Raw genomic sequence first — 12,118 nt, forward strand, 5'->3', positions numbered from 1 at the left:
GTCGGTCCTCACCGCGCAGGGCGCGCGTCTCGTCGGTCGGGGTGTGCACCGGCATCCGCGGGGTCATGCCGATTCCACGCGCAGCGTGCGGTCGCCGAAGCGCACGACGTCGCCGATCTGCAGCTCGGCGGGGTGGCCGGCGACCAGCGGGGTCTCGGCGCCGTTGCGGATGAGGGCGCTGCCGTTGGTCGAGGCGCGGTCGACGGCGAACACGCCGCGACGGCTGAGCATCACGGCGATGTGCGTCTTCGAGACCGAGCGGGTGTCGTCGACGAGCGGCACGAGCTGCGCCTCGCCCTCGCCGGCGGCGGCGCTGGGGGAACGGCCGATGAGCGTCGTGCCGCGCACCTCGATCCGGTCGCCGGTGTCGAGCACGAGCACGGTGCGCACGGCGGAGGCCGCGGGGTGGGGCGCCGGGGCGGAAGCGGGCGCGGGCGCCGGAGCCGGGACGGACGCCGGAGCCGGGATGGGCGCCGGAGCTGCGACGGGCGCCGGAGCCGCGACGGGCGCCGGAGCCGCGGTGGTCGCCGCGGGAGCCGCCGTCGGTGCCGGGGCAGGGACGGATGCCGGGGCAGGGACGGGAGCCGCATGCACCGGAGCACCCGTGGCGAGCGGCGCGGGCACGGCCGAGACGAGCGCACCGCCCTGGGCTGGGTCGTCGCGCTCGACCGGAGCGCCCGTCGGCGGACGGTGCGCGCCGATGACGCCGCCCGAGAGTCGCGCGCTCGGCACGTATGCGGCGGGGGCGTCGCGGTCGACCGGCGTCGCGAGGGAGGGCAGCGGGGCCTTCTCCTCGTGCTCGGGCGTCTTGACCGACTTGCGCGCGATGCGCATGCGCTTCTGGTCGTAGGGATTGAGCCCCTGGCGCACGTCGACGAACCAGGTGCCCGCCGCGAGATCCAGCCACCCGCGTCCGCGCTTCTCGATGTCGAACAGCGGCGACAGGGCGACGACGAGCAGCGGACCGACGAGGGGGATGAGGAACGAGGCGCACCCGACGAGGTACCGCACGACCGCTCCGCGCCAGAACCCCGGGCGCTCGAGCGTGCGCACGTTGATCGAGCGGATGCCGCAGAGGGCCTTGCCGAGCGTGACGCCCTTGCGGCCGTGGAGCACGAGCTGCACGATGACGAAGGCGGTCGTCAGGCCCTGCGAGACGGCGACGGCGATGATGATCCACAGCAGGTCGTCGCGCGCGAAGAACGCGTCGGCGTCGAAGCCGCCGATGGACTCCACGAGGAGGGGCGTGAGGACGATGAGGGCCGGCAGCGCGAGGAGCACCGCGACGGCGAGCTCGACGAGGGACGCCAGCACCCGCCGGCCGCGGGGCGCGGCGCGCAGCCCGAGCGACGCGGCATAGGCCGGGTCGGGTCGTCCGTGCGCGTCGAGGCCTTCGACGACGGGCACGCCGTCGTCGATCTCCCAGATCACTCCTGCTCCCCTTCGACCTCGTCGGCGTGCGCGGTGTCGAGCAGGGGCAGGTCGTCCTTCGTGACCAGGCGCGACGCGATCACGTGCTCGACGAGTCGCGCGCGACGGTTCGTGGCGAAGCTGCGCTGTCCTCCGCGCATTCCCGGCACGCCGACGCGGTCGAACTTGTCGCACACGTTGTCGAGCTTGCGGTTGAAGCGCGTGACGGTCCAGCCCAGACGCTCCGCGGCCTTGGCGGACGTGGGGATCTCGCTCATGCCGGTGCCGTCGCGGCGCAGCTGCGGCTCGGCGAGGGCGAGGATGAGCAGCTTCTGACTGAGCGTCAGCGGCACGTCGCCGATGGTCGAGGCTCCACCGTCGTCGTGCTCGCGCCGCGTGGCGCGGAAGGCCGGCTCCGCCGCGTGCAGGGTCAGCTCGTAGGTCGTGGGGCCCGCGCTGAACACCACCGTGGTCTTCTCGAACACGAGCGGCAGGCGTGCGCCCGGCGCGAGCCAGGCCTGGATGCCGCCGCCCGAGTCGGTCACGGTCGCGGTCAGCCGCGTGCCGACGTTCGACAGCCACCACAGGCCGTCCGCATCGCTGATCTCGAGGAAGTGCCGGTGCAGGAACAGGTTGTCGTCGAGCTCGAGGTCTCCCTCGCGCCCCACGATGAACCGGCCCCCGTTCTCCACCGGGAAGTACTCCCCCGCGAACTCGACCGTGACTCCGGTCGTACCGCTCATTCCACGCACCCCCGCACAGGTTCGGACGCGCGGCCGTCGTCGCGCCGCAGCATCACATCGATGCAGACCATGCCCTCGGTCGAGGGGATCTGCACGGTCTCGGTCTCGGTCTGCTGCTGGTCGGTCTCTCCCGAGACGACGATCTGCGACCAGAGGTAGCTGTCCCCCTCGAGCGGCGACGGGTTCGTCCAGGTGAAGGTCACCTGACCGCCGTCGCGCGTGCCCGTGAGCTCCGCGACCTTCGGCACCACGTCGGGCACCACGTCCTGCGGGTCGGCCTCCTCCGAGGCCTGGGGGTCGGGTTCCGGGGTGATCCCCGCGACCAGCACGTTGAGACCCACGATCGCGCCGACCACGACGACCGCGCCGGGTGCGGCGAGGCCGATCCACAGCCCTCGACGGCTGCGCGGCGACGACGGCTGCGGCGCGGGGGCGACCGGCGGCGCCGGAGTGAACGACGGCGTGATCGGCGCCGCGACATCCGGAGCCACCACCTGCGGCGCGCGCAGGATCGTGCGGTCCTCGGGGTCGGAGGCCGGCGGCGGCGCGGGGGTGCGGGAGGGACGCAGCTGCGTCTCGTCGAGCGCCGAGTCGGCCGCCGGCGAGTCGAAGCGCGGCACCTCGGGCGGCACGAAGCCCGGTCCGCGCGGCTGCGTCGTCGCCGAGGGGCGCGTGAACGCGGCCATGTCGGGGTCGATGCTGACTATCTCGCGCACCCGGGTGAGGCCGTCGTCGTCGTCCTCCAGCTCCTCGGGCGACGGATGCTCGTCGACGATGTCGATCGGCGTGACCGAGTGCGACAGCTCGATCTGCACCTTCTGCAGGGCGCGCGCGAACGCCACGGCGCTGGGGAAGCGGTCGTCCGGGTTCTTCGCCATCGCCCGCTCGAGCAGGCGCTGGAGGCTCTCGGGCGAGTCGGGTCGGCCCAGCGGCGGCAGCGCCGCGCGCTCGATGCGCTCGATGAGGTCGGCGCTCGAGTTGCGCTCGCCCGGCCGCTCGAACGGGGAGCGACCGGCCAGCAGGGTGAAGAGCGTCGCGCCCAGCGCCCACACGTCGGTGCGGACCCCGCTCTGCGGCGGCTCGGCGAATGACTCGGGCGGCGACCACGGGATCGACATGCCCGAGGCCTCGGTGGTGGCGCCGGTCGTCGACGCGATGCCGAAGTCGGTGAGGGCCGGGCGGTTGTACTCGGTGACCAGGATGTTGGCCGGCTTGATGTCGCGGTGCAGCACGCCTGCGCGGTGCGCGGTCTCGACGGCGCCCGCCACCTGGACGCCGACGCGCAGCGCCTCGGCGACCGAGAACGGCTCCTTGCGGGCGCGCAGCTGCAGGTTGGGCCGGGGGCAGTACTCCATCACCAGGTACGGGCGCCCGTCGCCGGCGACGCCCGCCTGGTAGATCGTGACGATGGCCGGATGCGTCGACAGCATGGCCATGACGTTCGCCTCGTCGGTGAACTCCTGCGCCGCGCCACTCGAGATGCGGTCGGCGAGCAGCACCTTCACGGCGACGCGGCGCCGGGGCATCTCCTGCTCGTACAGGAACACGTCGGCGAAGCCGCCGGTGCCGAGCGGCTCCACGAAGGTGAAGCCGGGCAGCACGGGCGGCGGCGAGGGGCGACGGCTCACGGGAGATCCTCGAAGGCGACGGTGACGCCGTCGCCCAGGTCGACGACGTCGCCCGTGAGCACGAGGGTCTGCTCCCCGGGGTGCAGACGCACGGGGTCGGCGCCCGGGCGCAGCAGGGTGGAGCCGTTCGTGGTGTGCAGATCGATCACCACGACCGTGTCGCCCTCGGGGCGCACCTCGAGGTGGCTGCGGGAGATGTCCTGCTGGGGGCTCTCGACGGCGATGAGGTGCGGCAGGTTCGCGCCGCTGGCCCGGGTGGAGCGCGGACGACGCCCGATGATCACGGTGCGGTCGAGCGTCACCACCTGCCCGGTCGAGACCCGCAGGCGTCCGACCGAGGGGGTCGGCGCCTCGGAGACCGGCAGCACGGCGGTCGGAGTCTCGTCGGCGGCCGACGGCTGCTGGCGCAGGGCGCGCAGCTCGGCGGCCGAGATGGTGGCGCCGTCGTGATCGCCCTCGCCGATGGGCGGTGCGGGGGGCGGCGCGGTCACTCCCGACACCGAGTGCACCGTCTCGCCGAACAGCAGGTCGAAGTCGTCGTCGGCCGGGCCGAGCGTCACCTCGGTGGGGTAGAGCGTGTTGCCGTCGACGACCTGCGGGGCCTCGGTGGATGCCGGAACATCGGTCGCGGCAGGCGTCGAGTCGTCGCCCGGTTCGGGAACCTCGGCGATCTGCTCGGTCGGCGACTCCGCATCGACGGCGGCCAGCTCGGCCGCGGGCGCGTCGGGCTGCACTCCGGCTGCGTCGGGATCGTCGGCGGCAGCCTCTCCGGCGGCGGCTCCGTCGGCGACAGGCTCCTCCTCCACAGGCTGCTCGGCGACGGGCTCCGCGCTCCCGGCACCCTCCGGGACGGGCTCCTGCGCCGCTTCCGCCGCGGCCGCAGGGTCCTGGGCCACGAGGGCGGGAGGCTCGGCGGGCGATGAGGACGCGGCATCCGCTCCCGGCACGCCCGCGCTCCCGACCGGCACGCCGGGCGTCGGCACGACGGCGAGCACGGGCGGCACGACGCCGACACCGGCACCGCCGGCCCCGGCATCCGTCGTCCCTCCCCCGAAACGCGCGAGCGACGGCACCGGCCCGCCCGAGAGGACGGCGGACGACACGTCCGCGGATGCCGGCTCGACGACCGGCACCGGTCCGAGCGCAGCCGCCAGGGGGTCGGCGTCGGAGAGCTCGAGCTCGGCGCTCACCGCCGCGGCCCGCACGATGCCGCTCTGCACGGGCAGCGCCGCGTCGCCCTCCGTCGCCTCGACGGTGATCTCGATGCGCGTGGCGCCGCCCACGAAGCGCTCGCTCCAGGTCGTGACCTCGGCGCCGGAGAGCTCCTGCGCGCCGTCGGCCGCCGTGCTCACCCGGGCCGCGACACCGCCGCGCAGGGCGATGCGGACATCGGCCCCCTCGGCGACCGCGGCGGCGAACGGCGGCAGAGCCGTGAACGACCCGCCCGCCCGCGTCGTGAGCACGTCGACGACCGTCGCGAGGGTCTTCTCGGCCGGGAGCCGCTCCCACAGGGTCGCGACCACGTCGGCCGGGGCGTCGGGCGGCAGCGCGACGAGCGCGCCGGGGATCACGATCAGGTTCCACTGTCCCGGTCGGTAGATGGTCTGCATCAGCGAACCCCTCCTGCTGCGGCCTCGCGGGGCCGCGTGTCCATGTCGATGTGGCCGTCGGTCTCGAGCAGCGTGCCCGGCCGCGACGCGACCGAGACGGCATCGACCACGATCACCGTGACGTTGTCGCGACCGCCCGCGCTCACGGCCTCGTCGACGAGGACGTCGGCGGCCTTCTGCGGATCGGGCGTCGTCTGCAGCACTGTGCGGATCCGGTCGTCCGGCACCTCCGACGTCAGTCCGTCGGAGCACACGAGCATGCGGTCGCCGAACTCCGCCGGGAACATCCAGTAGTCGGCGTCGCCGGTGCTGCTCGCGCCGATCGCGCGCGTGATGATGTTGCGGCGGCGGTCGGTGAGGGCCTCCTCCGGCGACAGCTCCCCCGACTCGATGAGCTCCTGCACCACGGAGTGGTCGACCGTGATCTGCTCGAGCTGTCCGTCGGCGAGGCGGTAGGTGCGGGAGTCCCCGATATTGACCGCGAGCCAGTAGCCCATGCCGTCGACCGAGGCGATGACCACGCCGCTGAGCGTGGTGCCCGCGCGTCCGTTGCCCGAGGTCGAGAGCTCCTCGACCTCGTCGCGCGCCCGGGCGAGCGCCCGCCGCACGTCGTCGAGCTCGAGCGCGGTGCGCCCGATGTAGCGGGCGAACGCCGAGACGACGGCGGCGCTCGCGCGCTCCCCCGCCTCATGGCCGCCCATGCCGTCGGCCACGACGAACACGGGCGCGGTGGCGAGATGCGCGTCCTCGTTCAGGGCGCGGCGCAGTCCGGGGTGCGTGGCCGACCCCGGCGAGACGACGAGTCCCGGCCTCACGCGTACCCGCCGATCGTGACGATGCGATCGCCGATCTCGATCGCGTCGCCGAGCCGCACGGGCACACGCTGACCCGGGGGGCACGCGATGCGCTGACCGTCGCGGACGATGGTCATGCCGTTGGTCGAGTGGCGGTCCAGCACCCACCCGCCCGAGGTCTCCGCCGCCGCCTCGAAGTGCGTCTTCGACAGCGACAGCGTCTCGTCGCGCACGGGCACCAGCACCGCGCCGTCCTCCGCCCCGGGGTTGCGGCCGAAGATCGTGCGCCGCGACACCGGGATGCGGGTGCCGTCGTCCCACGTGAAGACGATGCGGTGCCCGGGGATGCTGATGCGGGTCTCCTCCAGGTCGTCCTCGCGCGTCGGCGCGGGGGCAGGCGCGGCGGGAGCGGGCGCGGGAGCGAGCACCGTGGCCGGCGGAGTCGGCGGGGCCGCTGCTTCTGGTGCCGGGCTCGGTGCGGATGCCGTCGGCGCGACGCGCGCGGGCGGGGCGTCCTGCGTCACCCCCGGGACGAAGGCGATGAGGCCGTCGGACTCGACGGCCGGCGTCGAGACGGCCGCGGGCTCCGGGGCGTGCTGCGGCTCGGCGGCGGACGGCGCGTACGGCTGCGGAGCGGGTGCCGGGTACGCGGGCGCCGGGCCGGCGGGCTGCGGGGCGGGCGCGGCGTACGATCCCGCGGTGGGCAGCGGCGGCACGGGCGGGGCGGCGTACGGCGCAGAGCCCGGATGCGGGATGCCGGGGATCGCCGGCGGCTGGGCCGAGCCCAGCGGTCCCCCCGGGGAGGCCGGGGCGGCCGCGGCCGCGGTGGCGTTCGCGGCGGATGCACCGTCGGCGCGGGCGTCGACCATGAGCGACTTCGCGACCTTGTCGTGCCAGCCCTGGAACCGGCCCGAGCCGTCGAACAGCGGCGTGAAGTAGCCCACGACGATCGCGGCGCTGAGGCCGAAGATGACGTTGCGCAGCAGCGCCCGCCCGAAGCCGAGCGAGGCGTCGTCGGTCTCCGAGACCAGGCGCAGCCCTTGCGCCTTCATGCCGATCGAGCCGGTGCGGCTCTGCATCACGGTGTACACGACGAACCAGCCGAGCACGACGACGCCGACCACCGGACCGCCGATCAGGAGGGTCGCCAGCATGGCCTCGACGCTGCCCGAGAGCGTGGCGGCGACGCTGAGGGCGATCACGAGGACGATCGCGAGGCCGCCTGCGATGAGCGCGTCGATGAGGTAGGCGACCGCGCGCCGGGAGACCGGCGCGATCTGACCGGACGGGAGCATGGTCATGGGGTCTCGCTCTCGACTGTGGGGGCTGTCGGGGTGTTCGTGTTCTCGATCGTGCCAGGTTCGCGGCGCACGCGCGCGGCGGCCGCCTCTTTCAGGCCCTGGAGCCCGCGCGACACCGCGGTGCCGCCGAGCAGCGAGCGCAGGCTGATGCGCGCCTTCCAGCGCTTCCAGAAGCCCGCCTCGGCGCCGAGCCCGCCGACGATCTCGTCGACCTCGGCCCAGAACGCCTCGACGTCTTCGGGGCGGGGTTCGGTCGGCCCGAAGACCTCGGCGTCGGCGCGCTCCGCGAGTGCCGTCGCACGCGGTACGGCGAGCGAGTCGGCCACGATCGCCGCCTCCTCCACCCGGGTTCCGCCGGGTGCCAGACGGGCGCCGTAGTCGACCGCGCGGTCGGTGAGCTCGTCCCACCCGCCGCTGATGCGGTCGGACGTGCGGGCGGCGTTGCGCCGGGAACGACGGCGCGCCGCCTTCCACGCGCCGATCACGATGAACGGCGACGCCAGGATCGCGAGGATGGCGAGGGTGACCCCGCCGACGGCGAGGATCAGGCCGAGGATGCCGAGGATGTTCAGCACCTCGTCCTCCGACTTGCGATCGTCGGGGAGCGTGGGCGGCAGATCGACCGGCTCCTGCGGCGGGGGCGGCGGCTGCAGCACCTGCGGCTTCGGGTCGACGCGCGGCTTGGTGTTCTGGTCGTTCGGGACCTGGTCCTCAGGAGGCGTGGGGTTGAAGGTCAGCCATCCGATGCCGTCGAAGTTCACCTCGACCCAGGCATGGACGTCGTCGCCGGTGGCCTCGAACTCCGCCTCGCCGGCATCCTCCTCTTCGGGGTAGTACCCCATGACCACGCGCGCGGGGATGCCGACCTCCCGGGCCAGCAGCGCCATCGCGACGGAGTACTGCTCGTCGTCGCCGATCATCTGGTCGCCGCCCACGAGCGTCGAGATGCGCTCGGCCGTGTGGCCCGCCCGCGACAGCACCTCGCCCTGGAGGCCGTGGCTGAAGAACCCGCCGTCGGAGAGCATGGTCTCCAGCGCACGCACCTGCTCGATGGGCGACTCCGCGTCGGCGACCGTCTCGGCCGCGAGGGTCGTGAGCTCCTCGGGCACGTTGCTCTGCTTGGGCTGAGCGACCTTGCCGAAGTCGACCTCGGCGAGCTGGTCGTCGTCGATCTCCGCGGGCATCACGGTGTCGACCGTGTACGTGTCGCCGCCCGTGAGCCGGGTCGTCGCGACCGCCGTGCCCGTGTCGGGGTTGTAGAACGTGCCGCGGCGCAGCTCCTCGGCGCGGTCGCCGGTGAAGGAGATCTGCGACACGGCGCCGGCATCCGGCACCCACACGCCCGCGTATTCGTCGATCTCGACCTGGAGGGTCACCGGGATGCCCTCGGCATCCGGCGCCATGTTCGAGCGCAGGGGGGTGAACGCGCTCGACGACTCGGGTCCGCCGTCGGTGACGTTGTAGACCATGCCGTCGTACTGGTCCATGACCGCGATGCGCATGCGCGCGCCCTTCGGCAGGCCGCGGACCGTGAACAGCGTCTTGTCGGCGTCGTCGCGGACGTTCTTGCGGAAGGCCTGCAGCGGGCTCGGATAATCGCGGATGTCGAACGGCGGGATGATCACGTCGCGGAAGACGTGCCGGGTCTCGCCGGGGCTCGCGACGGCCGAGCCCGCGACGCCGGCGCCGGCGGCCACGGCGAGCACGGCCGCGCCGGCGAGGAGCCGCCGCATCCGCATCTGCGCGGCGCGCGAGGGGTCGATCTCGCTGACCGAGATCGCCGAGTTCTGCGGCGCCCAGAGCTGACGCAGCGCCAGCCACGCGATGGCGCCGATCGCGAAGACGAGGCCCTGCACGAGCGGGAACGCGGGCTCGGGTGTGCCGAGCGCGATCACCAGGATCAGCACGAGGCCGGCCGGGATCAGCGCCCAGGTGACCGACGGCAGGCGCAGTGCCAGGCTGGCGGTGGTGACGCTCGCCACCAGCGCCAGCAGGAACGGCACGAGCAGGTGATCGTCGGCCGCCGCCACCGGGGCCACCGTCGTCAGCATCTGCTTCCACGCCGTGACCGGACCGAGGGCGAGCTTCTGCAGGGTCTCCAGGCTCGGGATGACCCCGGCGATCGCCGTGTGCGGGAGGGCCAGGGCGCCGCCGAAGACGAAGTACGCCACGATCGTCAGCCCCGCGATGATCAGGATGCCCCATCGGCGCCACGCCGACACTGCGGCGACGCCGAGCCCGAGCAGCAGGCCGCCGACGGCCGCCGGCAGGAACGACGGGCCCGCGAAGGTCGGCCAGAAGCCCACCAGTGCGACGAGGACGAGCACGGCGGTCGCGCCGAGGTCGAGGATCCAGCGCCGCAGCGGGAGCGCCGGGGCCGCGGTGGCGGGGGCGCTCATGCGAGCACCCGCTGGAGGGCGAGCGGGACCTGCTCGAGCGTGCCGACCGTGAGGACGTCGGCCTCGCCGATGCGCCGCAGCGCGGGGGCGGTGACCGTCCCGTCGGTGACGATCGCGAGCACGCGCGCGCCGAACGGCAGCCGCGAGCAGGCGAGACGCAGGTCGTCGGGGCGCACCTTCGACCCGCACAGCAGCACCACGACGCTCGCGAGCGGCATGGTGGCCGCCACGACCCCCGCCAGCTCGGCGATGCCGCCCTCGCGGGGCTTGCTGGTCTCGATCGCCGACAGCGAGTCGAGGAGCTGCTTGCCCGTGCCGGCGGGGAGCTCGCGCCCCTGCACACGGACGTCGACGCGCTGCGAGTCCCGCAGCGCCCGCAGACCGATGGACCCTGCGGCGGAGATGGCCAGCTCGAAGTCGTCGGGGACGGCGTAGTCCCCGGCCGAGCGTGAGAGCCCGATGACGAAGTGCGACCGACGGGTCTCCTCGTACTGCCGGACCATCATGGTGCCGGTGCGGGCGGTCGATCGCCAGTGCACGTGACGCAGGTCGTCGCCGGGCTGGTATTCGAGCAGCGCATGGAACGAGACGTCGTCGCGCGACAGATCGGTCGCCGGCATCCCCTCCAGGTCGCGCAGGAACCCGAGCGACTGTCCGTCGAAGAGCACCGTGCGCGGATGCACGTACAGGTCGACGGGGTCGTCGCGTCGGCGCGCGCGCTCGAACAGCCCGAGCGGATCGCCGCGGACGACGCTCACCGGGCCGACCTTCACCACGCCGCGCTTCTGCGTGGGGATCGCGAACAGCTCCTCGGCCTCCTCCCCCGGGGCGAGGCGCTGGATGCCGAACTCGCCGCGACCGGAACCGACCGGAAGCACGACGCGCGAGGGGAGGATGGCGCGGGTGCCGCGGTTCGCGAGCGTCAAGGCGCCGACCGCCCGCTCGCCCACGACGACCCGCGTGCGAGCGAGGTCGAGCGACACGTCGTAAGCGGTGCGGCCGATGAGGAAGAGCGCGCAGAGCAGCACGGTGATCGCGATCACGGTGGCCGCGATCGTGAACTCCGCCCATCCGGCGACCTGGCCCAGGATCCAGAAACCGACCGCGAGGGCCATCAGGACCCAGGCGAGCGGCCGGACGGCACCGGCGATGAGGCGGAGGCGCGCGAGCACGCGCGCGCCGATGACGGCAGCGACGTCACGCCATCCGGCGTCGCGCTCCGTCGTCGGCGACGCCGCCGGCAGGGCCTCCGTCGTCATCAGGCCGCCGTTCGCGCCTGCGGTGCCGCGACCGCTTCGAGCACCCGGGCGATCACGACATCGCTGGTCGTGCCCGCGAACTCCGCCTCGGCGTCGAGCAGCAGACGGTGCTGCCACACCGGGCGCGCGAGCGCCTTGACGTCGTCGGGCAGCACGAAGTGCCGGCCGTGGGCGGCGGCCCAGACCTTGGCGATGCGGATCATCGCGATCGCCCCGCGGACCGAGACGCCCAGGCGGATCGCCGCATCCTCCCGGGTGGCCTCGGCGAGCTGCGCGACGTAGCGGAGCACCGCGGGCTCGACGTGCACCGAGGCGGCGAGGTCGGCCATGTCGGCGACGGCGCTCGTCGTGATGATCGCGCTCAGACCCGCCGACGGGTTGCGGTCGGAGGCGCCCGCCAGGATGCTCTCCGTGATCGCCAGGTCGGGGTAGCCGATCGACGTCTTGATGAGGAAGCGGTCCAGCTGCGCCTCGGGCAGCTTGTAGGTGCCCGCCTGCTCGATGGGGTTCTGCGTGGCGATGACCAGGAACGGCCGGCCGGTCTCGTGCGTCACGCCGTCGACCGTGACGCGCGACTCCTCCATGACCTCGAGGAGCGCCGACTGGGTCTTCGGCGAGGCGCGGTTGATCTCGTCGGCGAGCACGATCGACGCGAAGATCGGACCCCGGTGGAACTCGAAGCGATGCTGCTGCTGGTCGTAGATCGTCACGCCGGTGACGTCGGACGGCAGCAGGTCGGGCGTGAACTGGATGCGGGTGCTCGTGCCCTGGACCGTCGCGGCGAGGGCCTTGGCGAGGCTGGTCTTGCCGGTGCCCGGCGCGTCCTCGAGGAGCACGTGCCCCTCGGCCAGCATGGCCGAGAGCACCAGGCTCACGACGTCGCGCTTGCCCTGGACCGCTTTGTCGACGTTCTCGACGAGACGGTGGAAGGTCCCCTGGAACCAGGTGGCCTGCTCGGGAGTCATGGTCATGAG

9 protein-coding genes are annotated in these 12,118 nt (G+C 73.6%); all 9 read right to left on the minus strand.

Annotated features, from left to right (window positions below; genetic code table 11):
• Positions 1–63: 63 nt before the first annotated feature.
• Genes AB3M82_RS05755 through AB3M82_RS05795 form a run of 9 tightly spaced genes read right to left on the minus strand, consistent with a single transcriptional unit; the run spans position 64 to position 12,115 of the window.
• Positions 64–1,431, minus strand: coding sequence for an RDD family protein (locus AB3M82_RS05755; protein ID WP_412956198.1), 1,368 nt, complete (start codon positions 1,429–1,431; stop codon positions 64–66).
• A complete protein-coding gene (locus AB3M82_RS05760; RefSeq protein WP_412956199.1) occupies positions 1,428–2,153 on the minus strand; it encodes a hypothetical protein in 726 nt (241 codons plus the stop codon). The genes AB3M82_RS05755 and AB3M82_RS05760 overlap by 4 nt, the downstream gene beginning before the upstream one ends.
• Positions 2,150–3,781: a serine/threonine-protein kinase gene (locus AB3M82_RS05765; protein WP_412956200.1), complete on the minus strand. Its 1,632-nt coding sequence runs from the start codon at positions 3,779–3,781 to the stop codon at positions 2,150–2,152. The genes AB3M82_RS05760 and AB3M82_RS05765 overlap by 4 nt, the downstream gene beginning before the upstream one ends.
• Complete coding sequence (locus tag AB3M82_RS05770) at positions 3,778–5,391, minus strand: FHA domain-containing protein (RefSeq protein ID WP_412956202.1); 1,614 nt, start codon at positions 5,389–5,391, stop codon at positions 3,778–3,780. Before AB3M82_RS05770 ends, AB3M82_RS05765 begins: the two co-directional genes overlap by 4 nt.
• Positions 5,391–6,206 carry a PP2C family protein-serine/threonine phosphatase gene (locus tag AB3M82_RS05775; protein WP_412956203.1) on the minus strand — a complete coding sequence of 272 codons (816 nt, stop codon included), beginning with the start codon at positions 6,204–6,206 and terminating at the stop codon, positions 5,391–5,393. The genes AB3M82_RS05770 and AB3M82_RS05775 overlap by 1 nt, the downstream gene beginning before the upstream one ends.
• Complete coding sequence (locus AB3M82_RS05780; RefSeq protein ID WP_412956204.1) at positions 6,203–7,486, minus strand: RDD family protein; 1,284 nt, start codon at positions 7,484–7,486, stop codon at positions 6,203–6,205. Before AB3M82_RS05780 ends, AB3M82_RS05775 begins: the two co-directional genes overlap by 4 nt.
• Positions 7,483–9,885 carry a transglutaminase TgpA family protein gene (locus AB3M82_RS05785; RefSeq protein ID WP_412956206.1) on the minus strand — a complete coding sequence of 801 codons (2,403 nt, stop codon included), beginning with the start codon at positions 9,883–9,885 and terminating at the stop codon, positions 7,483–7,485. The genes AB3M82_RS05780 and AB3M82_RS05785 overlap by 4 nt, the downstream gene beginning before the upstream one ends.
• Positions 9,882–11,144 carry a DUF58 domain-containing protein gene (locus AB3M82_RS05790; protein WP_412956209.1) on the minus strand — a complete coding sequence of 421 codons (1,263 nt, stop codon included), beginning with the start codon at positions 11,142–11,144 and terminating at the stop codon, positions 9,882–9,884. Before AB3M82_RS05790 ends, AB3M82_RS05785 begins: the two co-directional genes overlap by 4 nt.
• Complete coding sequence (locus tag AB3M82_RS05795) at positions 11,144–12,115, minus strand: AAA family ATPase (RefSeq protein ID WP_412956211.1); 972 nt, start codon at positions 12,113–12,115, stop codon at positions 11,144–11,146. The genes AB3M82_RS05790 and AB3M82_RS05795 overlap by 1 nt, the downstream gene beginning before the upstream one ends.
• Positions 12,116–12,118: the final 3 nt, after the last annotated feature.

This window comes from Microbacterium californiense, from assembly GCF_047246625.1.
GTDB lineage: Bacteria > Actinomycetota > Actinomycetes > Actinomycetales > Microbacteriaceae > Microbacterium.